We start from the raw sequence: 22,481 nt of genomic DNA, 5'->3' as shown, positions 1-22,481 counted from the left end.
TTCTGCAAAGCCTGAGTGATCGATCCGGTGGATCGATCACAGCGATGAACGCCTCGAGCCTTAGCGAGAGGCCGGGCGATCAGTCCGCCTTGCTGTGACCGGCAAGCCCGCATAGCCGCGCCGGACGACGTGCGGTTTCACGTCAACAAATCATAGACCCTGAAAATCCAGTAGAACTGGTAGGCCAGCGCGAAGATCACGAAGCCTGCATGGAACCGCCGGTCCGCCGTAAAGGCCGCGACCACCGACACCCCGATATAGAGCGAGGTGCGCATCGGATATTCGAGGCCGAGCGAGGCGAAATAGTCGCCGCCCTTCAGCGCCGTATCGATCAGGTCTGTGACCTGCAGGCCGGCGAGAAAGCCGAAGAACCATTTTCGCCGCGACAGGAAATAGTGCTCGTAACCGTCATAATCCTGCATCGAGGTCGGGAAGAGCAGGGCGCAGAGGAAGAAGAACAGCGCGCAGAACAGGATGAGAAAGAGATAGGCGGCAAAGCCGATCACCGGCAGCACATGCAGCCGGTATTCCCACCACCAGAAATGCACCAGGAACAGAAACAGGAAGGCCACCCAGCCGAGATGCACCGGATAGATGCGCACGGCGCGCGGATGCTGGACGATGCCGGCAAGTCCGTTCAGCAGCCGCGCCAGGCTGAGGCTCACCACCATGCCCATGACCACCTTGATATGCGTGAAGGTCTCGGCGGCGGTGGGCGCGTCCATGGTCCTGATCCTTCGTTAGATCCTATTCGTCGGCCGGGACGGCGCTCGGCTTGCCGTCGTCGTCGAGCGCCACCATGATGAACGTGCCGGCCGTGACCTTTTCGAGGATGCGGAAGCGAGCGCGGTGCGCCCAGGCCTCGACCGACAGCGTGATCGACGTGCGGCCGACGCGGGTGATCTCAGTATAGACGTTGAGTGTATCGCCGATCTTGACCGGCAGTTCGAAGGCCATTTCCTTGACCGCCGCGGTTACGACGCGGCCGCGGGCCCGCTCCGCGGCGCGGATGCCGCTTGCCAGGTCCATCTGTGCCATGACCCAGCCGCCGAAAATATCGCCGGCCGCATTGGCATCGGCCGGCATGGCGAGCGTGCGCAGCGTCAGTTCACCGGTGGGCCTGGGGGCGTTGGCTGTCGTGTCGGTCATTCGGTCGTCCTTCAAGATCGAGGAAGAATCCTCCTGCCGACAAACTAGAACATCTCATGCGCCAGTGTGAACCGCTTTTAAGGCGATCGACAAACAAGAACGCGCAAGACCCGATCCTTGGCATTTTCGAACAGTTTTATCGGCCCTGAGTAGAAACGCCTGAGCGGCAAGGTCATGCTTCGCTTACCAAAAGCGATAACAATTCAAATAATTAGTCGAGTCTAATTCGCGTATATCTGGTTATTGCGTTACTTCACTACCTAGTAAGGATCATCCATTACAATTTGTCGCGAATTGCACATAATCGGGGGGTCCCATGCAACGTCTTACAATTTCCTGGCGGCTTTACGGGCTCGTGTTGCTGTCGCTCATCATCCTGGGCGGCGCCATGACCTTCAGCCTGTTCCAAAGCTATGCCTCGTCGGAGCGCGAGCGCAAGGCCGGTCTCGCACAGATGAACGATGCCGCGCTGACGGTTCTGAAGAAGTATCAGGGGCTCGAAGCCTCCGGCGCCATGACGCGCGAACAGGCGCAGACCGAAGCCAAGTCGGTGATCTCCGTCATGCGTTATGCCGAAGGTTCCGGTTATCTCTGGATCAACGACATGCTGCCGCGGATGATCATGCATCCGATCAAGCCGGAAATGGTCGGCAAGGACCTGTCGAACGACAAGGACCCGAACGGCAAGGCGCTGTTCGTCGAATTCGTCAAGACGGTTCAGGCCAGCCCGACCGGCAAGGGCTTCGTCGACTATTACTGGCCGAAGCCGGGCTTCGACCAGCCGGTCGAGAAATATTCGCACGTCGCGGGCTTTGCGCCCTGGGGCTGGATCGTCGGCACCGGCGTCTATGTCGACGACCTGCACGCCATGTTCCGCCGCGATGCGATCAACTTCGCCTCGATCTTCGGCGTCTGTGCGCTGGTTCTCGTCGGCGTCGCCACCTTCCTCGTCCGCACCGTCACCGGCCCGATCGGCAAGATCCGCCAGGCGCTGCAGTCGATCGCTTCGGGCGCCACCGGCGTCGTGGTTCCCTGCGCCGAACAGAAGAACGAGATCGGCGAGATGGCCCGCGCGCTCTCCGTCCTGCGTGACTCGGTCGAGGAACGCGCCGAACTGCAGACCCGCGAGGCAGAGCAGGCCCGGGCGCTCGCCACCGAACGCTCCGGCAACGAACGCACGCTCGCCGCTGCCGCCGATCGTCAGGGTCGCGCCATGGGCGAACTCGGCCGCGCGCTGGAAGCGCTCGCCGCCGGCGACCTGTCCGTCTCGCTTGCCGATATCGGCCAGGACTATGCCAAGCTGCGCCACGACTTCAACACCGCCGTCGGCGCGCTGCGCCAGGCGATCGAGGACATTTCCGAAACCAGCCTTGTCGTCCGCGACAGCGCGTCGGACATTTCCAGCGCCACCGGCAACCTGTCGAAGCGTACCGAACAGCAGGCCGCGGCTCTCGAAGAGACTGCAGCAGCGCTCGACGAGATCACCGCGACCGTCCGCACCGCCTCGGATCGTGCCCATGAGGCACGCACCATGGTGAGCGAGACCAAGGAAAGCGCCGGCCGCTCCGGCGAGATCGTCCGCAACGCGATCGACGCCATGGGCCGGATCGAGGGTTCTTCGGTCAAGATCAGCCAGATCATCTCGGTCATCGACGAGATCGCCTTCCAGACCAACCTGCTTGCTCTGAACGCCGGTGTCGAGGCAGCGCGTGCCGGTGAAGCCGGCCGCGGTTTTGCGGTCGTCGCCCAGGAAGTCCGCGAACTGGCGCAGCGTTCCGCAAATGCTGCGAAGGAGATCAAGACGCTGATCAGCAACTCCGCCCGCGAAGTCGAAGGCGGCGTCGCGCTGGTGCGCTCCACCGGAGATGCGCTGGTCGAGATCGCCACGCTGGTCGAGCGGGTCAATGCTCATGTGGACACGATCGCCACCGCCGCCCGCGAACAGGCGACCGGCCTGCAGGAGATCAACTCCTCGGTCAACCACATGGACCAGATGACCCAGCAGAACGCCGCGATGGTGGAAGAGACGACCGCCGCCAGCCAGACGCTCGCCGAACAAAGCCTGCATCTGCAGGGCCTGCTGGCTGCCTTCCAGCTCGGCGACCGGGGCAGGGGCGCCGGCTACGGTGCGCAGTCCCGCGCGGCCTGATCTGCCTATCTCCGCTATTGAAGCCCGCCGGATGTCCTCGTCCGGCGGGCTTCTGCGTTTCAGGCAGCCAGCTTTCGCCGGTGATAGGTCAGCGCTGCATGCAGGCATAACGCCAGCGCCTCGCGCGGCAGGGCTCCGGTCGTGGGGACGAGGAGCGCGCGATTGCCGTCAAAGACGAATTCTTCGGAAAATTGGGCTCTGAACGTATCGACGAGTGTGGTCTTGCAGTTGAACAACACCGCGCAGGCATCAGGTGCCGATTTGATGGTGCCAAGCCGGATTGTCGTGCCGCTGCCGCTTGCCTCGGTCAGATAGGCCGGCTCGCCCCATTTGAGCGTCTCAGTCAGCACACCGACACCTTCGGTCTGCGCGGCGGTGGTGAGAATGAGGTCACGGATTTCCAGAAGTCGTATCCGTACCGGCTCCGCATAGCGCTCCAGCGTTTCGTTGATGTGTCCGGGAACAAGCGTACTCGTCATGGCGCAGCAGTCCTTTTAAAGCGGGCAGGGTGATCATTTCATCTGCGTATTGAGCAAGAGGCTCTCCATCCAGTTTGTCATGGTAAGACGACGCCTGCCGCGGGTACAGGCAAATTCATCGCAATCTGTAAGCAACCGGACATTCCTTCCAGTCGCGACTGAAACCGACCGGCGGACGCCTGTTATCGACTGCAGGCACCGCTCCAATTCGACACCATGAAGCCCAGAAAAGACCTTGATTCCTCAAGGTTTCATTTACCGACTTTGCCTAAACTCCTGGCGTGTGTCATTTCGGCACCGTCCTTCGGGGCGCCCGGTGTTGGGACTGCAAGAGTGGCAATTGGTATGGCGTATGCTTCCCTTTCCCGGCGGGCTCTTTCTCGGAAGTCCTTGCTCGCGCTGACGATCACCACGATGCTGAGCGCCTGCTCTTCAGGCGATCTCGTGCCGCCCAACTCGATCGACAGCGGCACTCAGGTGGGCGCCATTTCTCCGGTTCGCGGCCTGCCGCGCGAGCCGATCGGCCAGCAGCCCTATCCGATGAATTCCGCACCGGTCTCGCAGGCGAGCAGCGGTTATCTCGGCTCGACGCCGAACGGCCCGCGTAACGATGCCTATACCGGCGACAGCGGTCATTATCTGCGCGCGCCCGATCAGGTTCAGAACGCACCGCTCGGCGCGCCGATGGCGGCTCCGGCGAACGCGCAGCAGATGGCGTCGCGCCAAGGCCGCCTGCCAATGATTGACAGCGATGAGGCGATGCAGGTGCAGGGTCGCCAGCCCGGGCCGCAGAACCAGCGGCAGATGGCCGGCATCGGCCGGACGAGCATTCCGGACGAAGGCGTCAACATGGATTCCGAACTCGGTTTCGGTCCGGACGAAAGCGACATTACCGGCCTTGCGGAAGAGCAGGATACCGATATCGCCGAAGGCGTCGGCAATCAGCCGGTGGTCGATGGCATCGGCACCGACAGTCCGCGGGCTCTTGCGCCGCGTCGCGGTGCCCAGCCCCCCTATCAGCCGCAGCCGAAATATCAGCAGATGGCGGCTCCGATGGCCGACGACCGCGTCATCGTTCCGCCGAAGCGCTCTGGCGCTGGCATTCAGGGCGATTACGCCAATGGCGGCATGACCTGGGGTGACGGTTCGCGTGTCGCGGCACCCTCGCGCGTTCCGACCAACCGCGGCGGCATGCAGGAAGTGGCGATGATCCGCCCCAATAATCCTGCCCCCTCGATGACCGACGGCCCGATGAGCCAGCGCGACGATTCCTGGATCAGGGGCGTCATGCCGCAATCGGAAGTCAGCTGCCGCGCCGAACTGCGCCGCCTGGGCGTCGAGTTCGAAGACCGTCCGCGCATCGCGCCGGGCGGCAGCTGCGGCATCGATTATCCGGTGAAATTGTCCGGCCTGTCCGGCAATATCGATGTGAAGCCGGCCGTGACCCTGAACTGCCAGACGACGCTCGCCTTCGCCAAATGGGTAAAGAACGAACTCGCCCCATCGGCCCGCCTGCGTTACCTCACCGGCGTTCAGCGGATCACCCCGCTCGGCGGTTATTCCTGCCGCCGCATGAACAATTCCAGCCAGCGCTACAACCCGATGTCGGAACACGCCAAGGGCAATGCGATCGATATCGGCGCGATCACCCTGAAGGACGGTCACGATATCGATGTGCGCAAGAAGGGCTTCTTCTCGATGCGCGAAGGCGCGCTGCTGAAATCGGTGCGCAGCGATAGCTGCAAATACTTCAACACGGTGCTTGGCCCCGGCAGCAATGCCGAACACTGGAACCATTTCCACTTCGACCTGCGTTCCCGCAACGGCGGCAAGCGCTACTGCGACTGAGGCCAGTCAATAGAGGATCGATCATGGTGGATGCCGAAACGCTGCGCCGCATCGCTCTTTCGCTTGAAGGCACGATGGAAACGCCGCATTTCGACCGCATCGCCTTCAAGGTCAAGCGCATCTACGCAACGATCGCCGCGGATCGCCTGACCGCCAATATCCGGTTTTCCCCGGACGACCAGCAGATAAAATGTGAAATGCTGCCGCACGCCTTTGCCCTGCCGAATGCCTGGGGCGCGCAAGGCTGGACGGTTGCGACGCTCTCCATGCTCAACGAAGCCGATCTGCGTGCTGCGCTGGAACTGGCATGGCAACACGCCGGTCCTGGCAAACGGCGTTCCTGATACCGGCTATTCCACTGCGTCGGCCGGATTGCCTCGGCTGTCCACCCTGTGGACATTAATCTCCCGTCAACCATGTCCGACAACCAAACTGGAACCATAAGCGCGACGGGCGCAAGACTTCCTCCGCCGCAGTGTCCGTCCCCCGACTTACCCCACCTGCGGCAGAGACCCGGCGCGAGAGCCATGCCCATGGTGGCGCCGGGTCTCGATTTGAACAGCAGTCCGCTGGGCGATACCACCAACCATCGTTACAGCCAATTTGGTGTAAGCAATTTAGTCTTTGCCGATAAATTTTAGAAGATCATCTTCGACGAACTGATTTGGTCTCCAGCCTTTAAGCATTTTATCGACCAAAAATGTGTCGGCAGCACCGAGTGCCAATGCGCCTAAAGTTCCAATACCGCCTGTTGCTAATACATCAAGTAAGGCTCCAACTCCAGTCATCACGCCAAACCTAAAACTCTTATTTGGCAGCTTATCAAGCCAAGAATCCCTCGTTGCTGCTTGGTGATATTCTTTAACTAAACCTATTTCAGGGTTGGCCCCTTTTAGCCATTGTTTGAATTTCCTTGTGTCATCCAAAAGATTAAGAAACTCAGCAAATGTCCGTTCTCCGCTGTTCATAACTTCGCGAAGCTGCCTTCCTTCAAAGTGAATATTTTGAAATAGTTCGATGTCGGCTTTACTCCGATCACGTCTTAAATTCATTAGATCAAATTTTGCTTGCATAATTTGCCCGCGTGCCGGACTGGTTACCACCTCCGCCATATGCTTCGACGCAAACGCCATATCTGCGCGCGCTTCGAAAATTTCTGCAATTAGGTGTGCTTCTGTGAGAAAATCATCCTTAGCCAACTGCTGATAACGACGATTTATATCGCCAAAATCAAAGTTTGTCTCAACATAGAATTGATTCTCGGCATCTAGATGGTGGACAATAAAACGCCAGTGATCTGGTATTTTGAAGCCGGGAACCTTGCTTTCTACTATAATTTTTGCTGATATTTCAGAGTATTTTTTATCTCTTAAATCATCGTTAGCCATTGTTATTAAATTTAATTTCGTGCCGGATAGCGTCATTTTCTCGGTGGACGATAATTTTAAAATACGCCGCGCTAATCTACCCGATTCTTGTTTATCGAAACCTTGTCTTCTTATTAGTTCATCAAGCTCGCGTTCTTTATCCCATTTAAGAGTTGGTTCGCTGTCTTTCCCTCTTAGATGAAATTCGATGAGGCTATGTATAGCAACACCGTTTTCGCGACTCGTATGCGCAGCCATATAATTTCTATAGTAGCCAAGCGTGATGTGATTTTCTTCAACTAAACGAGAAAGATCTTCAATGCCTATGCTTTTTATTAGCTCAATTGTTGTTCCTGGATCCACGATAACGTGCGTATCCTGATAAAATAACAGCGTTTCTGCCAACAAGCCAACATCCATTGCTGGCAGGTTTGCGCCTTTCCGCAACAGCGCTTTTTCAAACATGGATAAGCCTCTGCTCGTCTAAAATTGAGATTTCCTCGTTCGTAGAATGAACCGATTAGAGAATGGAAATCTACGTTATGGTTTCTTGGATCGAAAGCCATAAGTTTAAGGGCGGCAGAGCATCATAATTGCTTCTTAAAAAAAAGAAAAAGCCGGCCAAGCGGCCGGCGAGGGCGGAGGTGGGCTCGCGGGGAGTAGCCCGGTCTCCGGAAACATAAACGCATACACAAAACAGAACGCTTTACTGGATCTCTGCGGCAAGCGGAAATAAGTGGCCTGAAATGACTTTGGTCATGACGGTCGCGCAGGATGCGTGCGGCGGATGATGCGGGACCGTTGCTTGCCTGGCCGGCACAATGCTGTATGAACGTCACGGAAAAATGACAGTTGTGCCAAGGGATTCCGGGCCGAAGGGCCGGGCGTGATTTCGCTTCCGGCGCATCCGCCGGAGATTTTTATGCCCCCGATAATGGAACTCCTGCCCTTCGTTCTGGCACTGCTTGCCGGTGGTGCTTTGGCTGGAATTCTCGCCGGCATGTTCGGCATCGGTGGCGGCGCCATCCTTGTGCCGATCTTCTTCCACGTGTTCGGGCTTCTCGGCATTCCGGAGGACGTGCGCATGCAGCTGGCGCTCGGCACATCGCTTGCTATCATCGTGCCGACCTCGATCCGCTCCTTCATGGCGCACCGACAGCGCGGTGCAGTCGATACGGATCTCCTGAAAGGCTGGATCGTTGCGATACCGCTCGGCACGCTGATCGCCACCGTCATCGCCGCCAAGGCTTCCAGCACCGAGCTGCAGCTGATCTTCGCGGTCATCGCTCTTGTGCTCGCCTTCCGGATGATCTTCAACCGCGCCAGCTGGAAGCTCGGCGACGACCTGCCGGGAAATCCGGTGAAATTCCTGGTCGGCACCGGCATCGGCTTGGCTTCAGGCCTGATGGGCATCGGCGGCGGCATCTTGAACAACACGTTCATGACACTCTATGGCCGCTCGATCCACCAGGGCGTCGCGACCTCGTCCGGCGTCGGCGTGCTGATCTCGCTGCCGGGGCTGGTCGGTTATATCTGGGGTGGCTGGGGCGTGGCCGGCCTGCCGCCGTTTTCGAGCGGTTATATCAACTGGCTGGCCGTGCTGCTGCTCATCCCGGTGACGCTCTATCTCGCGCCGATTGGTGCGCGGCTGGCGCATACGATGTCGAAGCGCCAGCTCGAAGCCGGCTTCGGCATCTTCCTGATCGTCATCTCCGCACAGTTCTTCGCATCCGTCTTTCTGTAATATCAGCCGATTGGTCGTCAAAAGCGAACGCAATATTCTTCTAAACGGGATGGTTTCGAGGATGGTCGTACCTATATTGCGGCAAATCCCGCAAATCGATTCCTCTGGAAGACCCTTCCCACATGGCTCCTGTCGTCTCCATCCAGAAACTCACCAAGACCTATGGCAACGGGTTCGAGGCGCTGAAAGGCGTCGACCTCGATATCGAGCAGGGCGAAATCCTCGCGCTGCTCGGCCCGAACGGCGCCGGCAAGACGACGCTGATCTCGATCGTCTGCGGCCTCGTCAATCCTTCGGGCGGCCAGGTTCTCGTCGGCGGCCATGATGTGGTGCGCGAGTTCCGCAAAACCCGCGAACTGATCGGCCTCGTGCCGCAGGAACTGACCACCGACATGTTCGAGACGGTCTGGAACACGGTCAGCTTTTCGCGCGGCCTGCACGGCAAGAAGCCTAATCCGGCGCTGATCGAGAAGATCCTCAAGGATCTTTCGCTCTGGTCGAAGAAGGACAATACGCTGCGCGAGCTTTCCGGCGGCATGAAGCGGCGCGTGCTGATCGCCAAGGCGCTGGCGCATGAACCCAAAATCCTCTTCCTCGACGAGCCGACGGCCGGCGTCGACGTCAATCTGCGGCGCGACATGTGGCAGGTGGTCGAGGCGCTGCGGGCAACCGGCGTCACCATCATCCTCACCACCCATTATATCGAGGAGGCGGAAGAGATCGCCGACCGGGTGGGCGTCATCAATGGCGGCAAACTGCTTCTGGTCGAGGACAAGACGGCGCTGATGAAGAAGCTCGGCCGCAAGCAGCTCAGGCTCGAACTGTCCGAGCCCATGAAGGAGCTGCCGGCGAGCCTTGGCGCCTACAATCTCTCGCTTTCGGAAGACGGCACGGCGCTCATCCACGAATACAAGAGCGAGGAAGAGCAGGGCGGCATCGCAGCCCTTCTCGCCGCGCTGGCCGCCGCAAACATTCATTTTCGCGATCTTTCCACCCGGCAGAGTTCGCTCGAGGACATTTTCGTCGCGCTGGTGGAGGAAAAGGCATGAATTACGAAGCGATCAAATCCATCTACACGTTCGAAATGGCCCGCATGCGGCGCACGCTCATGCAGAGCGTCATCTCGCCGGTCATCACCACCTCGCTGTATTTCGTGGTGTTCGGCACCGCGATCGGCTCGCGTATCCCGACCATCGAAGGCGTTTCCTACGGCTCGTTCATCACGCCCGGCCTGATTATGCTGTCGCTTCTGACGCAATGCATCGCCAACGGTTCGATCGGCATCTATTTCCCGAAATTCACCGGCACGATCTATGAAATCCTTTCGGCACCGGTTGCGATGACGGAAATCCTGGTCGGTTATGTCGGGGCGGCGGCGACCAAGGGGCTGATCATCGGGTTGATCATCCTGGGCACGGCCTATGGCCTGTCGCTGATAAACCCGGCCTTCGGAACGATCTCGATCGCCCACCCTGTCATGATGCTGCTCTTCATGGTGCTGACGGCAATAAGCTTCAGCCTGCTCGGTTTCATCATCGGCATCTGGGCCAAGAATTTCGAACAGCTCAACATCGTGCCGATGTTGGTCGTGCCGCCGCTGACGTTTCTGGGTGGAAGCTTCTATTCGATCAAGATGCTGCCGGACTTCTGGCAGGCCGTCAGCCACCTGAACCCGGTTCTTTATCTGGTGAGCGGTTTCCGCTGGAGCTTCTACGAAGTCTCGGACATCAATCCCTGGATCAGCCTCGCCATGGTCGGCCTGTTCCTGGCCATCTGCCTGTCGATCGTCGGCTGGATCTTCCATACCGGATACCGGCTGCGGAACTGACCGCAGCCGGCGTTTCTCGAATGGTCAGCCTTCGCTGAGCTGCATCTGCTTGCCACCGCGGGCCGACATGACCGAGGCGCCAAGCGCTGCGGCAATGCCGAGGAAGGTCATCACGCCGAGCGGGCCCTGCAGGTCGATCAGCAGGCCGCCGAGCACCGCGCCGCTGGAGATCGCCACCTGGAAGGTGGTGAGCAGCATGGCGCCGGCGCTTTCCGCCTCGTCCGGAGCCGCACGGGTGATGAAGCTCTGGATGCTCACCGGCAGTGCGCCGAAGGCGAAGCCCCACAGGGTGACGGCTGTTGCCGAGATCGCCACCGACGGGCCGGCGATAACCAGGATGGCGGCAGAGACGGCAATCAGGCTGGAGGCGAAGACGACGCCCAGGGTCGCGCTGCGCTCGGTGATCATGCCGCCGACGATATTGCCGAAGAAGCCGCCGATACCGTAGGCAAGCAGCACGAGCGACACCATTTCGACGCCGAGCCGCGGGATTTCCTCAAGATACGGGCGGATATAGGTGAAGCCCGCGAAGTGACCGGCGACGATCAGCAGCGTGACGAGCAGGCCGACGCGGATTTTCGGACGTTTCAGGACGGCGATCATCGTGCCAAGCCCGGCATGGCCGGCAGGCGGCAGCGAGGGAATGGTGAAAGCCTGTACCAAGAGCGCCACGACGCCGACGGCGCCGGCGATGACGAAGGCGGCCCGCCAGCCGAGCGTCGAGCCGATATAGGCGCCGAGCGGTGCTGCGGTGACCGTCGCGACGGAGACGCCGGTAAAGATCATCGCCATGGCGCGGGGCAGGTGGCTCATCGGCACAAGACGCATGGCCAGCGCACCGGCCATGGCCCAGAAACCGCCGAGCCCGACGCCGAGCAGGACGCGCGAGATCAGGAGAAGCGTCAGCCCGCTGGCGAAGGCGGCAAGCGCGCTGGAAATGATCAGCAGCGCGGTGAGGCCGAACAGCGTCCAGCGCCGGTTGAGGCTGCGGGTGCCGATCACGACAGCAGGGCCGGCGATCGCGGCAACCACGGCGGTAACCGTCACCGTCTGGCCGGCCGCACCGGCGCTGATGGCGAGATCGGCGGAAATCGGGGTAAGCAGGCTCGCCGGCAGGAATTCCGCCGTCACCAGGCCGAAGACGCCCAGTGTAAGCGAGACGATCGCGTCCCACTTGGCACGCTTGGTGGATGAAGAGTCCGAGGGATCGATGCCGGACGCATGGCGCGTCTGTTCGCCCTCGTTGAAAGTGCTGTCTGTCATGGTTCACGTCCTGTGATGGGAGGAAGCACAGTCTCCCCAGTCGGGAAATGACTCGGGAAGGTGATGCCAGAGGTAGGCGTGACAGGCTGTACTTTCCATGCTAGAAAATCCGATATGCTTGACCGTTCGTCCAAATCAGATGCTGAAAACAATTTCGATCCGCTCAGCGAGATGCTGCGCGGACTGCGCCTCGATGGCGTCGAATATGGCCGCTGCCGGCTTTCCGAACCCTGGGCAACGTCCTTCCCGTCGCAGGATTGGGCGCGCTTCCACTTCATATCGGCAGGTGCGGCCTGGCTGCAGACACCGTCCGGTGAATGGCTGGAATTAAAGCCCGGCGACGCGGCGCTGGTGGCGCGCGGCGACGCCCATATCATCGCCAGCAAACCGGGCCTGCCGCCGCTGCCCTATGAGCGTCTTGGCCGCAAGGAAGTTTGTCAGGGCGTGTATGACGTCAATGTCCAATGTCCGGATGCCGGCAGCGCCACGGTGGCGCTGACCGCCTCGATGCGCTTCAACATCGACAAGCTGCATCCGCTGCTGCAGCTGATGCCCGATGTGATGCTGACCAGCGATCTCGCCAAAAGCGAACCGGCCATCCCGCATCTGCTCGATGCCATGGCGCGCGAGGTGGAAATGGACCGGGTCGGGGCAGGCGGCATTCTCGCCCGGCTGGCCGATGTATTGACGGCGACGCTGATCCGCACCTGGGTCGAGCATGGCTGTGGCGACACGACAGGCTGGATCGCCGCCGTGCGCAATCCGGAAGTCGGCCGCGTGCTGGCCGCCATCCATCTGGAGCCGGATCGCGACTGGAATATCGCCGCACTCGCCAAGATCATGGGCGCCTCGCGCTCGGGCTTTGCCGAACGGTTCCTGAAAGTGGTCGGCGAAACGCCGGCCCATTATGTGGCGCTGGTGCGCATGCATCAGGCTCGCAGATGGCTTGGCGACGGCATGCGTGTGGCAACCGTTGCTTCAAGACTGGGCTACGATGCCGAGGCCTCGTTCAGCCGCGCCTTCAAACGCATTATCGGCAACCCGCCCAGCCATTTCCGCAAGAAGGGTGAGGGCGCCGAGGCGGTACAGGACTTCGGCTGAATTGCACTCGTCAACGGCCTCGTCTAGAGCATGTCGCGCAAAAGCGTGCAGTGGTTTTGCGATCGCGACATGCGACAGAACAAGGACCTGAAGCGTGCGGAGCGAAGCTGAAAGATCGCGACACGCTTTAGGACGGTTGCCGATATAGGATTGCAGGGAGGGGAACCCATGTATTACGCCATTCTGGCCTATCACGAGGAAGGCATCGTCCAATCCTGGAGCAAGGAGGAAGACGCCGTGCTGATGGGTAAACTCCTGGAGGTCAACGACCGCCTCGTGGCGCAGAAATCGCTCGGCCCCGCCGCGCGGCTGGGCGCCACCGGAAGCGCCGTGACATTGCGCGGCCCGGGAGCCGGCGTGGTGACCGACGGGCCTTTCGCCGAGACGAAGGAACAGTTGCTCGGCCTCTACGTCGTGGACTTTCCATCCATGGATCAGGCAGTCGATGCGGCACGGGAACTGCGTCAGGCCAATCCGACTGCAGTCTATGAGATCAGGCCGGTACAGCTTTACATTCCGGGCGCTTCGCTGGAGGCGAACAAAGAAGCGTAATTGCCTCAGTCCCTCAGCCTCAGCTCATCGGTCTGCATCTGCAGCGAGCCGAGCGTCGAGAGAAAGCTCATGCCGAGCAGGCTTTCGTCCAGCCGGCCTTCCTCGGCCACCATGGCCCGCACGTTGCGGCGGACGATCGGTCCGATTGCCACCTCGTCGAGCCGGACGGGAGCAGCCTGGGCCCGGCCATTAGCGGTCATGACCGTGACGCTGTAGGTGAGCGCCTTCGGATCGAGCCCGACCTTGCGGGCGTCTTCGTAGGATAGCACCACCGTGCTGGCCCCCGTATCCACCAGCATGCCTAAAACCTTGCCGTCGATGCCGACATTGGTCTGGAAATGGCCGCCGCGGGTCTTATGGATGATCACCTCGTTGCTGCCGTCGCTCGTCTGCACCACCACTGCGGTGCCGGGCAGCAGGCCGGCGGTGACGCGGCCGGCGACTGCGCGGGCGTCGTCGCGATAAAGGTAGGCCACGACCAGACCCATGATGATCACCAGCCAGATCGCCAATTGCCGGAAGACCACGTTGAGGCTGCCGCGCCGGCCGGCTAGCACGCCGGCACCCAGGAGGCCTGCGATCGGAATGAGATAGATCAGCCGGCCGAAATCCTCGTTGTCGATGCCCATCGTGCGGCCGCCATCGTGATTGAAGACGAGGAAGGCCAATCCGGCGCCGAGAAACAGCAGGAGGATCGTCAGGGCGTTCATGCGTTATCCCGTTCCTTGGCGATGCGTTGACGCCGCGTTTCCCGCCGCGGGCGCCGTTCGACCGTTTCCAGGCGCGCCGGCAGCACATCCATCAGCCGGCGGCGTTCGGCATCGGTGTAATCCATCCAGCCGGCAATCTCGTCGCGCGTGCGGCCGCAGCCGAAGCAATAACCGGTCTTCATGTCGATCGAGCAGACGAGGGTGCAGGGCGAAATCATGGGGAAATATATCGGGGCTTCAGACGATGAGAGCAAGAGCCGAAAGCATCACGATCTCGCTGATCTGTTGTGTGGCGCCGATCGTGTCGCCCGTATGGCCCTGAAGCTTTCTGTGGACGAAACGGGTGAACCCGAAACCGGCGATGCCGGTGGCGACAAGCGAAACAACTGTACTCGGCAGGCCAAGGGCGGGCACCAGCAGCAGGAGCGAAACGGCTATACCGATGAAAAGCGCGACGTTGCAGGCGCCATCCTCCGGCTGTCCCGCACCGGCGGCAACGCCGTTCTGGCGGGCCGAGGGCAGGGCATGCCAATGGGCGACCATGACGGCGCGGCTGGCAGCGGCAGTAGCGATAAGCGCCAGCGCCGCCGTGCCTGCGTCATGACGGGCAATCGCCGCCAGAGCCGCGGCCCGAAGCCCGAACGACAGCACCAGCGCCACCACGCCATAGGAGCCGATGCGGCTGTCCTTCATGATGGTCAGCGCATGTTCCCTGTCGCGTCCGCCTCCGAGCCCGTCCGCCGCATCCGCCAATCCGTCCTCGTGCAGAGCGCCGGTCATCAGCGTCATCACCGCAAGCGCGATCAGGGCAGCGAGCAATGGGTCACGACCGGAAAACAGGAAAAGGGCAAAGGCAGGGACGATGGCGATGACCAGACCGGCAACCGGAAAGGCCTGCACCGCCCGCGAGATCGAGCCGTCATGCCCTTCGAAAAACCGCCCCGGAACCGGCAGGCGGCTGAGGAAACCGACCGAGCGGGCGAGGTCCGCAATGAATTCCGTCGCGTTTGGCAGTTGTTCCTCCGTCTCTACCCGATTATGAGAGGTCGCACAGAAGCGCGATTTGCCGACAAACACAAGCGGCCGGCTGACACGCGACCGATCGATAGACGAAAGAGATTTCCATGAGCGTGAGCGGCCTGCCTTTCGACGATTTCCGTGTTCTCCTGCAGAACCTTCCCGGTCCGGATGCACGGGCACTGGTGGCGGCGCGCGAACGCGATGCGCAGCTTACCAAGCCGCCGGGCGCGCTCGGCCGCCTCGAAGAGATCGCCTTCTGGCTTGCCGCCTGGACTGGCCGCGCACCGGCGGTCACCCGTCCGCTGGTGGCGATCTTTGCCGGCAACCATGGCGTCACCCGCCATGGTATCACGCCGTTTCCCTCGTCGGTGACACAGCAGATGGTCGAGAATTTCGCAGCCGGCGGCGCGGCGATCAACCAGATCTGCGTCACCCACGATCTCGGCCTGAAGATCTTCGACCTGGCGCTGGATTACCCGACCGGTGACATCGCCACCGAGGCCGCCCTTTCCGAACGTGATTGCGCCGCCACCATGGCCTTCGGCATGGAAGCGATCGCCGGCGGCACGGACCTTCTCTGCATCGGCGAGATGGGCATCGGCAATACGACCGTCGCCGCCGCCATCAATCTGGCGCTTTACGGCGGCGAAGCGGAAGACTGGGTCGGTCCGGGCACCGGCTCGCATGGTGAATTGCTGGAGCGCAAGATCGCCATCGTCAAGCAGGCCGTCGCGTTCCACAAGGACCACCTGTCCGATCCGCTCGAAATCCTGCGTCGCCTCGGCGGCCGCGAGATTGCCGCGATCGCCGGCGCCATTTTGGCCGCCCGCATGGAGAAGATACCGGTCCTCCTCGACGGCTACGTCGTGACGGCTGCCGCCTCCATTCTCAAGGCCATCAACCCGACAGCGCTCGATCATTGCCTGATCGGCCACGTCTCCGGCGAGCCCGGTCATCTGCGTGCCATCGAAAAGCTCGGCAAGACGCCGCTTCTGGCGCTCGGCATGCGGCTGGGCGAAGGCACGGGTGCAGCGCTCGCCGCCGGCATCGTCAAATCGGCTGCCGCCTGCCATTCCGGCATGGCCACATTCGAACAGGCGGGCGTCAGCACCAAGAGCGACGACCACAACCACGATCATGGGCATAACCACACCCACTGAGGACTGAATGGACGAAAAGACGCCGCTCGACAGCAATATCGAAAAGGCCGCCACCTTCCGGCGGATCGTCGCGTCTTTCCGCTATTCCATGCAGGGGCTGAAGAGGCTCTGGCGGGAAGCTGCCTTCCGCCAGGAGGTCTATGCCTTCGCGCTCGGCCTTATCGTGTTTGCGGCGGTCGGCGCGACCTTCCTCGATCACTTCATCTTCGTGATCCTGATGCTGATCCTGTTCGCCGTGGAGGCGCTGAATACCGCGGTCGAGGAACTGGTCGACCGGATTTCGCCGGAGATTTCCACGGTGGGGCGGCACGCGAAGGACCTGGGGTCGTTTGCGGTGTTCTGCCTGCTGTGTGTGAACGGACTGTTTGCGCTTTATGTTGTGGTGAAAAGCTTAAGTTTTTGGGGCATCTAAATAGCCAGGTTCAACGAGAGCCGCCCGGGCTTTCTTTTTTCTGTCTTCGTTTGCACCAGTGACTTCGGCGGTGTCGCTGTTGAAAGGCCGCCCTAATTTTTCGCGAATATACAGCTCGATCGCATCGGCAATTTCATCCTGCCGGCTTTCAGGAAGCGCGCTTGCCATTTTGATGGCATAATCGAGAAGTGCGGTCATGCGCACATTATGCACGCAAACCACTAGCCGGAAAAGAGCTACCTACTAAGCAAAACTCTTCCGCCGCCGCTCCACAGCCGGCGCATCGGCAACCGCCGGCACGCTTTGCAGCACGCGGGTCGAGGGCAGGATGGCGATGGCTTCGGTGCCTTCGCGCAGCTTGGAGCGCAGGATGAACTGGCCGTCGTGCTTGGCGAGGATCGCCTGGACGATCGGCAGGCCGAGGCCAGTACCCTGTTCGGCGCTCTTGATGGCGATCGAGCCTTGGCCGAAGGCGGAGAGAACCACCGGGATTTCATCTTCCGGAATACCCGGTCCGTTATCCTTGATCGCCACATACTGGCCGCCGCCGGCAGTCCAGCCGACCTTGACCATCACCTCGCCGCCCTGTGGCGTAAACTTCACGGCGTTGGAGAGCAGGTTCAGAAGCACCTGGCGCATCGACTTCTCGTCCGCCCAGACCTGCGGCAATGCCGGCTCGAACTGCTCGCGGATGGTGATGTTCTTGGCGCGCGCACGAAGCTGCACCATGCCGATGCAATCCTCGGCGATCTCAAGCAGCGACAGCGACTCTTCGCTGAGATCATAACGACCGGCCTCGATGCGCGACAGATCGAGGATTTCATTGATCAGATTGAGGAGATGCTGGCCGGAGCGGTGGATATCGCCCGAATATTCCCTGTAGGTCGGGTTGGCGAGCGGACCGAGCACTTCGGAACTCATCACTTCGGAGAAGCCCAGAATGGCGTTCAGCGGCGTTCTGAGTTCATGCGACATAGAGGCGAGGAAGCGCGATTTGGCGAGGTTCGCCTCTTCGGCGCGGCGGCGTGCTTCGTCCGACATGGATTTCGCCACTTCCAGCTCGACGATCAGGTCGTCCTTTTCCGACTGATAGGACATCAGCGTCAGGTTGGAACGGTACAGCCGGTCGGCGATATAGTGGAAGAAAACCACGGCCGTGGCGCAGATCGCCGTCATGCCGATATCGAGCACTTCACGGCTCAGAACCGCCATTACCAGCAGGGTGACGATCATCGGCAGGAAGCCGAACAGTACCGCCAGCCGCAGCATGAACACGCTCATCGCGGTCACGGAGATTGCGAAGAGCAGGACGGCGCCCTTGTAGAAATAATAGCTGTCGCCGGTACAGGTATTGCAGCCCTGCAGCGCAAACAGTGCCCAGCCGCAGCCGATCAGCACCTGTGCGGCAAGCAGCCGGCGCCGCCATTTCCTGACGTCGATCGCGGCGATTTCCGAACGGTTGGCACGCCTCGCGATCAGCAGGCTGATCGCATGTGCGCTGAGCATCAACAGCGCCCAGGCGAAAAGGTTGGCATTCGGGTTGAGATAGAATCCGATCGCCGTCAGCGTGATAACGAAGAGCGGCATGATCGAGGCGCCCTGCAAGACCGAACCGGCATGCATGGCGATCATCTCGCGATCGAAGATCTGATTGCCCTTGGAGCTCGACTGCAGGCGTTCACGGGTAGCGCGCACAGCCTTCGACACAGCCTTGTTGCGGTGGCTGCGCGACCTGTCCACAATGATCTTGTCTGTCGAGGTGCTGACGCCGTTACTCATGGCCACTGAACTATCTACCCGGGTGTTGAGAGATTATGTTCAAAACCTTAAGAGAGTCCTGCCGAGAAAGGTTTTGTTTGCCATTTCCCTAAAACTTCCGTTTTCGAATAAGGCTGGATTGTGGCCCTTAGACCAGGGATTTTGCCGAGAAGCGTGAGGGACGGCCTTTTCCTTCTGGGCTTCTTTTTCCTGCTCATCCTGATCGCCGCAAAGCTCGATCAGTCTGCCGACGAGGTGGTTGGAGGACCGTTTTACGCAATCGACGGCGACACGCTTGCGGCAGGCGGCGAAAGGCTGCGCCTGCAGGGCGTCGACGCGCCGGAACTCGACCAGACATGCATGGACGGAAGTGCGAAGAGCTGGGCCTGCGGACAGGACGCGAAGCGCCTTCTCGCCCGCTTGGTCGCCGACGTTAAAGCGGAATGCCTCGGCCGTGGACGCGACAAGTACCAACGGCTTCTGGTGCGCTGCCATGCCGGCGCGGTGAACATCAACGGCGCGATGGTACGGCAGGGATTGGCCGTCGCCTCCGGCCGGTATTCGGACGAGCAGCTGGCGGCCCGGCGAGAGCATGTCGGTCTCTGGGCGGGGACATTCGAGAACCCGCGGGATTTTCGCGCCTCGCGCGGCATGATGGACGATCCGGGTCTGTTGATCTCGCTGATGGATTGGCTGAAGGGCATGATGGGCCAGACGGAATGAACCAGGACGACATGACCTCCGGCGAATTGAGCGACCAGCATGAAGACGAGGTCGAAACCCTGCGCCAAGCAATCGCTGCCTGTCGCATCTGTCGGGATGCACCGGCCAAAGAGGGCGACCGGCTGCCGCACGAACCGCGACCGGTCGCGGTGCTCTCGACCACGGCGCGCATCCTGATTGCCGGCCAGGCGCCGGGCCTGCGTGTCCACGAAAGCGGCCTGCCGTTCAATGACGCCTCCGGCAACCGGCTGCGCGACTGGATGGCCGTTTCGCGCGAAGAATTCTACGATCCGCAAAAATTCGCCATCGTGCCGATGGGCTTCTGTTTTCCGGGCTACGACGACAAAGGCAGCGACCTGCCGCCGCGCCGCGAATGCGCACCGCTCTGGCACCATCGCACACTGGCCGTGATGCCGCAGGTGGAGCTGGTGCTCGCTGTCGGGCAATACGCCCAGGCCTGGCATCTCGGCAGCAGGCGCAAGAAAGCGATGACGGAAACAGCTGCGGCCTGGCGCGAATATTATTTCGCCAACCAGGGCCCGCGCGTTCTGCCTTTACCACATCCGAGCTGGCGCAATACCGGCTGGTTGAAGAAGAACCCATGGTTCGAGGCAGACGTGCTGCCGGTGCTGCGACAGCATGTGGATAGCTTGATACGCGCAACAATTTTCGGTTAACTGCTGCCAATTACGTGTATAACGAAAAATCATTTCGAAAGGACAGATAATGGACCGCCTCGACCGCAAGATCCTGCGCATTCTTCAGGAAGACTCCACGCTCGCCGTCGCTGATCTGGCGAAGAAGGTCGGCCTGTCGACGACGCCTTGCTGGAGACGCATCCAGAAGATGGAGGAAGACGGCGTCATCCGCCGCCGCGTCGCGCTGCTGGATCCGATCAAGGTCAATACCAAGGTCACCGTTTTCGTCTCGATCCGCACTGCCAGCCACTCGATCGAATGGCTGAAGCGCTTTTCCGAAGTCGTGGTCGATTTCCCGGAAGTGGTCGAATTCTACCGCATGAGCGGCGATGTCGATTACCTGCTGCGCGTCGTCGTGCCGGATATCGGCGCCTATGACGCCTTCTACAAGCGCCTGATCGCCAAGATCGAAATCCGCGACGTCTCGTCGGCATTCGCGATGGAGCAGATCAAGTACACGACCGAACTGCCGCTCGACTACATGATGATCGACAACCAGAAGTCCGGCGAGGAATAAGCATCGGAAAAGGCGGCTGCAGCGTGATTTGCGCTGCAGGCGTTTGCCGTGATACGGCAGCCCATGATCCATTTTGAAGACATGGTCCGTTTTGAAGATTGGGACTGTCAGTCCTGCGGTGCCTGCTGCTCCTATTCGGCGGAGTGGCCGCGCTTCTCGATGGAAACCGATGAGCAACTGGATCTGATCCCGGCGAAGTTTGTCTCGGCGGATCTGGGCGGCATGCGTTGCGAGGGAGAGCGCTGTTCTGCGCTAGCGGGGCGCATCGGCGAGCACACGACCTGTACGATTTATGAAGTCCGGCCGGAAATCTGTCGGGCCTGCCAGCCGGGCGATCCGGAGTGTTTTATCGCACGTGCGGCGCATGGAATTAAATAGCCGGTTGTACGCGGTTGCTAAAGGCCGGTTAACCTTTCAGCCGCGCCATTATTTTTTCGCCCGACAACTCCTTCGCCGCATCCTTGCCGATCCACCGCGCGGTTTTGTCGCCGGCTTCAGAAAGCCTTTCGGCAAGTCGAAGCGCCGGGCCCTGGCAGGCGTGATTGCGTTTGCCGATATTGCGCAGCGCCCAGTTGACGGCCTTCCTGACGAAATTTCGCGGATCGGCGGAATGTCTTTCGATCAGCGGCAAATAGCCGATAAAGGTCGCATCCGGCTCCTTCTTCCGGTGAACGGCCGCGCCCGCGATCATCGCGAAAGCGGTGCGCCGGACGAATTCGCGCTCATCCTCGGCAAAGCCTGCGATCAGCGCCTGCCAGAACGGCGTCTCGACGAATAGATCGGCGGCGGTATCGACGATTTCCCAGGAGGCGAAATCATCCGCCCAGGCCCATGCTTCACCTTGGGTGAGGGCGGCCGGATCAGCCGTATAGATCGCCAGCATCCGCGCCTCGCGGATGCTGGTCTTCCATAAATCGAGCGCCCGGCGGTGATTGCGCTTCACCAGCCGGGCGATCTTCTGCAGGTCGGGATTGGAAATGCCGAGCGCCGTTTCGGTCGAAATGCCGAAACGGGCCATGCCGGCAATCGCCTCCTCCGAGCGCAGCGTTTCGAGATGCGCGATGATCCCGGCCGCGTCGGAGGAAGGGCCGATCATTATTTCTTGTCGAGACGGGCGAGCAGCGAGGACGTATCCCAGCGCTTGCCGCCCATGTTCTGGACGTCGCCGTAGAACTGGTCGACAAGCGCGGTGACAGGCAGCTTGGCGCCGTTGCGGCGGGCTTCCGTCAAAACGATGTCGAGATCCTTGCGCATCCAGTCGACCGCGAAGCCGAAATCGTATTTGCCGGCATTCATCGTCTTGTAGCGGTTTTCCATCTGCCAGGAACCGGCGGCACCCTTGGAGATGACCTCGATCACCTTCTCGATGTCGAGGCCGGCCTGCTTGCCGAAATGGATCGACTCGGCAAGGCCCTGAACGACGCCGGCAATGCAGATCTGGTTCATCATCTTGGTCAGCTGGCCGGCACCCGCCGGACCCATCAGGCCGACCATGCGGGCAAAAGCGTCGATGACAGGTTTCGCCTTGTCGAAGGTCGCTTCGACACCGCCGCACATGACGGTGAGCACGCCGTTTTCCGCGCCGGCCTGACCGCCGGAGACGGGCGCATCGATAAAGCCGACGCCTTTTTCCTTCGCAGCCGCTTCCAGCTCGCGGGCGACTTCGGCACTGGCGGTGGTGTTGTCGATCAGGATCGCACCGGGTTTCATGCCGGCCAGAACGCCGGTTTCGCCCAATGTCACCGAGCGGAGATCGTCGTCATTGCCGACACAGGTGAAGACGAAATCGGCATCCCTGGCGGCTTCGGCCGGCGTCGCGCCCGTCTTGCCGCCGAACTTCTTGGCCCATTCGGCAGCCTTGGCAGCCGTGCGGTTATAGACGGTCAACTCGTGGCCGCCCTTTTCCTTGAGGTGCCCCGCCATGGGAAAGCCCATAACGCCGAGACCGATAAATGCCACCTTAGCCATGCTGATCCTCCTGAAAATTTGTTGCCCAGAGGATT

General features: G+C 60.8%; 26 protein-coding genes. 14 read left to right on the top strand and 12 right to left on the bottom strand.

All coding sequences use genetic code 11. From position 1 onward, the window contains the following. Positions 1–137 precede the first annotated feature (137 nt). The gene (locus KX729_RS00955) at positions 138–725 is read right to left on the bottom strand and encodes a hypothetical protein (RefSeq protein ID WP_219740581.1); all 588 of its coding nucleotides are present in this window, start codon (positions 723–725) and stop codon (positions 138–140) included. 22 nt (positions 726–747) lie between these two features. Further along, entirely contained in the window at positions 748–1,149 is a 402-nt protein-coding gene (locus KX729_RS00950) for an acyl-CoA thioesterase (RefSeq protein WP_219740580.1), read from the bottom strand. A gap of 316 nt (positions 1,150–1,465) precedes the next feature. Here KX729_RS00950 and KX729_RS00945 point away from each other — a divergent pair, with 316 nt between their 5' ends. Next, positions 1,466–3,298, top strand: coding sequence for a methyl-accepting chemotaxis protein (locus tag KX729_RS00945; protein ID WP_219740579.1), 1,833 nt, complete (start codon positions 1,466–1,468; stop codon positions 3,296–3,298). Positions 3,299–3,357: 59 nt separating this feature from the next. Here the strand turns inward: KX729_RS00945 and KX729_RS00940 are convergent, their stop codons facing one another. Beyond that, positions 3,358–3,777, bottom strand: coding sequence for a DUF1801 domain-containing protein (locus KX729_RS00940; RefSeq protein WP_219740578.1), 420 nt, complete (start codon positions 3,775–3,777; stop codon positions 3,358–3,360). Between the two features lie 345 nt (positions 3,778–4,122). Here KX729_RS00940 and KX729_RS00935 point away from each other — a divergent pair, with 345 nt between their 5' ends. Next, positions 4,123–5,625, top strand: coding sequence for an extensin-like domain-containing protein (locus KX729_RS00935; protein ID WP_219740577.1), 1,503 nt, complete (start codon positions 4,123–4,125; stop codon positions 5,623–5,625). A gap of 23 nt (positions 5,626–5,648) precedes the next feature. Then, on the top strand, positions 5,649–5,969 hold the full coding sequence (locus KX729_RS00930; protein ID WP_219740576.1) for an MmcQ/YjbR family DNA-binding protein: 321 nt from the start codon (positions 5,649–5,651) through the stop codon (positions 5,967–5,969). 273 nt (positions 5,970–6,242) lie between these two features. Here KX729_RS00930 and KX729_RS00925 read toward each other — a convergent pair whose 3' ends face one another. Further along, positions 6,243–7,457 (bottom strand): hypothetical protein, encoded by a 1,215-nt coding sequence (locus KX729_RS00925; RefSeq protein WP_219740575.1) that lies wholly within the window; start codon positions 7,455–7,457, stop codon positions 6,243–6,245. A gap of 457 nt (positions 7,458–7,914) precedes the next feature. Here KX729_RS00925 and KX729_RS00920 point away from each other — a divergent pair, with 457 nt between their 5' ends. The 3 genes from KX729_RS00920 to KX729_RS00910 all read left to right on the top strand — a co-directional run bounded on the left by KX729_RS00920 (position 7,915) and on the right by KX729_RS00910 (position 10,564). Further along, entirely contained in the window at positions 7,915–8,736 is an 822-nt protein-coding gene (locus KX729_RS00920) for a sulfite exporter TauE/SafE family protein (protein WP_219740574.1), read from the top strand. Positions 8,737–8,858: 122 nt separating this feature from the next. Further along, positions 8,859–9,785, top strand: a complete 927-nt coding sequence (locus KX729_RS00915; RefSeq protein WP_219740573.1) for an ABC transporter ATP-binding protein — start codon at positions 8,859–8,861, stop codon at positions 9,783–9,785. Beyond that, positions 9,782–10,564 carry an ABC transporter permease gene (locus KX729_RS00910; RefSeq protein WP_219740572.1) on the top strand — a complete coding sequence of 261 codons (783 nt, stop codon included), beginning with the start codon at positions 9,782–9,784 and terminating at the stop codon, positions 10,562–10,564. Before KX729_RS00915 ends, KX729_RS00910 begins: the two co-directional genes overlap by 4 nt. A 24-nt stretch (positions 10,565–10,588) precedes the next feature. Here KX729_RS00910 and KX729_RS00905 read toward each other — a convergent pair whose 3' ends face one another. Beyond that, positions 10,589–11,827: an MFS transporter gene (locus KX729_RS00905; protein ID WP_219740571.1), complete on the bottom strand. Its 1,239-nt coding sequence runs from the start codon at positions 11,825–11,827 to the stop codon at positions 10,589–10,591. Between the two features lie 114 nt (positions 11,828–11,941). On the opposite strand from KX729_RS00905, the gene KX729_RS00900 reads away from it, so the two are divergent. Together KX729_RS00900 and KX729_RS00895 are read left to right on the top strand one after the other, a co-directional pair. Further along, positions 11,942–12,928, top strand: a complete 987-nt coding sequence (locus KX729_RS00900; RefSeq protein WP_219740570.1) for an AraC family transcriptional regulator — start codon at positions 11,942–11,944, stop codon at positions 12,926–12,928. A 168-nt stretch (positions 12,929–13,096) separates the two neighbouring features. Beyond that, positions 13,097–13,480 (top strand): YciI family protein, encoded by a 384-nt coding sequence (locus KX729_RS00895; protein WP_219740569.1) that lies wholly within the window; start codon positions 13,097–13,099, stop codon positions 13,478–13,480. 5 nt (positions 13,481–13,485) lie between these two features. Here the strand turns inward: KX729_RS00895 and KX729_RS00890 are convergent, their stop codons facing one another. The 3 genes from KX729_RS00890 to KX729_RS00880 are packed head-to-tail and all read right to left on the bottom strand — an operon-like array spanning position 13,486 to position 15,204. Continuing rightward, positions 13,486–14,190 (bottom strand): TIGR02281 family clan AA aspartic protease, encoded by a 705-nt coding sequence (locus KX729_RS00890; protein ID WP_219740568.1) that lies wholly within the window; start codon positions 14,188–14,190, stop codon positions 13,486–13,488. Beyond that, positions 14,187–14,408 carry a DUF1289 domain-containing protein gene (locus KX729_RS00885; RefSeq protein WP_219740567.1) on the bottom strand — a complete coding sequence of 74 codons (222 nt, stop codon included), beginning with the start codon at positions 14,406–14,408 and terminating at the stop codon, positions 14,187–14,189. Before KX729_RS00885 ends, KX729_RS00890 begins: the two co-directional genes overlap by 4 nt. A 19-nt stretch (positions 14,409–14,427) precedes the next feature. Beyond that, positions 14,428–15,204, bottom strand: a complete 777-nt coding sequence (locus KX729_RS00880) for an adenosylcobinamide-GDP ribazoletransferase (protein WP_219741186.1) — start codon at positions 15,202–15,204, stop codon at positions 14,428–14,430. Positions 15,205–15,314: 110 nt separating this feature from the next. Between KX729_RS00880 and cobT the strand changes: the two genes are divergently transcribed. Continuing rightward, entirely contained in the window at positions 15,315–16,370 is a 1,056-nt protein-coding gene (gene cobT / locus KX729_RS00875) for a nicotinate-nucleotide--dimethylbenzimidazole phosphoribosyltransferase (protein WP_219740566.1), read from the top strand. Between the two features lie 7 nt (positions 16,371–16,377). Next, entirely contained in the window at positions 16,378–16,782 is a 405-nt protein-coding gene (locus tag KX729_RS00870; protein WP_219740565.1) for a diacylglycerol kinase, read from the top strand. Here the strand turns inward: KX729_RS00870 and KX729_RS00865 are convergent. Both KX729_RS00865 and KX729_RS00860 read right to left on the bottom strand, forming a co-directional pair. Then, on the bottom strand, positions 16,762–16,980 hold the full coding sequence (locus tag KX729_RS00865; protein ID WP_219740564.1) for a hypothetical protein: 219 nt from the start codon (positions 16,978–16,980) through the stop codon (positions 16,762–16,764). The two genes, KX729_RS00870 and KX729_RS00865, sit on opposite strands and share 21 nt — an antisense overlap. Before the next feature lie 45 nt (positions 16,981–17,025). Next, positions 17,026–18,561, bottom strand: coding sequence for a sensor histidine kinase (locus tag KX729_RS00860; RefSeq protein ID WP_219741185.1), 1,536 nt, complete (start codon positions 18,559–18,561; stop codon positions 17,026–17,028). A gap of 153 nt (positions 18,562–18,714) precedes the next feature. Here KX729_RS00860 and KX729_RS00855 point away from each other — a divergent pair, with 153 nt between their 5' ends. The 4 genes from KX729_RS00855 to KX729_RS00840 all read left to right on the top strand — a co-directional run bounded on the left by KX729_RS00855 (position 18,715) and on the right by KX729_RS00840 (position 20,856). Then, positions 18,715–19,263 carry a thermonuclease family protein gene (locus KX729_RS00855; RefSeq protein ID WP_312990463.1) on the top strand — a complete coding sequence of 183 codons (549 nt, stop codon included), beginning with the start codon at positions 18,715–18,717 and terminating at the stop codon, positions 19,261–19,263. Between the two features lie 11 nt (positions 19,264–19,274). After that, positions 19,275–19,940, top strand: coding sequence for a uracil-DNA glycosylase family protein (locus KX729_RS00850; RefSeq protein ID WP_219741183.1), 666 nt, complete (start codon positions 19,275–19,277; stop codon positions 19,938–19,940). Positions 19,941–19,989: 49 nt separating this feature from the next. Further along, positions 19,990–20,478 (top strand): Lrp/AsnC family transcriptional regulator, encoded by a 489-nt coding sequence (locus KX729_RS00845; RefSeq protein WP_025602611.1) that lies wholly within the window; start codon positions 19,990–19,992, stop codon positions 20,476–20,478. A gap of 63 nt (positions 20,479–20,541) precedes the next feature. Beyond that, on the top strand, positions 20,542–20,856 hold the full coding sequence (locus KX729_RS00840) for a YkgJ family cysteine cluster protein (protein ID WP_246617340.1): 315 nt from the start codon (positions 20,542–20,544) through the stop codon (positions 20,854–20,856). A 28-nt stretch (positions 20,857–20,884) separates the two neighbouring features. Here KX729_RS00840 and KX729_RS00835 read toward each other — a convergent pair whose 3' ends face one another. Both KX729_RS00835 and KX729_RS00830 read right to left on the bottom strand, forming a co-directional pair. After that, positions 20,885–21,574 carry a DNA alkylation repair protein gene (locus KX729_RS00835; RefSeq protein ID WP_219740563.1) on the bottom strand — a complete coding sequence of 230 codons (690 nt, stop codon included), beginning with the start codon at positions 21,572–21,574 and terminating at the stop codon, positions 20,885–20,887. Then, on the bottom strand, positions 21,574–22,464 hold the full coding sequence (locus KX729_RS00830; protein ID WP_312990544.1) for an NAD(P)-dependent oxidoreductase: 891 nt from the start codon (positions 22,462–22,464) through the stop codon (positions 21,574–21,576). The genes KX729_RS00835 and KX729_RS00830 overlap by 1 nt, the downstream gene beginning before the upstream one ends. Positions 22,465–22,481 lie beyond the last annotated feature (17 nt).

Source organism: Neorhizobium populisoli (assembly GCF_019430945.1).
Classification (GTDB): domain Bacteria; phylum Pseudomonadota; class Alphaproteobacteria; order Rhizobiales; family Rhizobiaceae; genus Neorhizobium; species Neorhizobium populisoli.
This window is presented reverse-complemented; position numbering and strand designations above follow the sequence as displayed.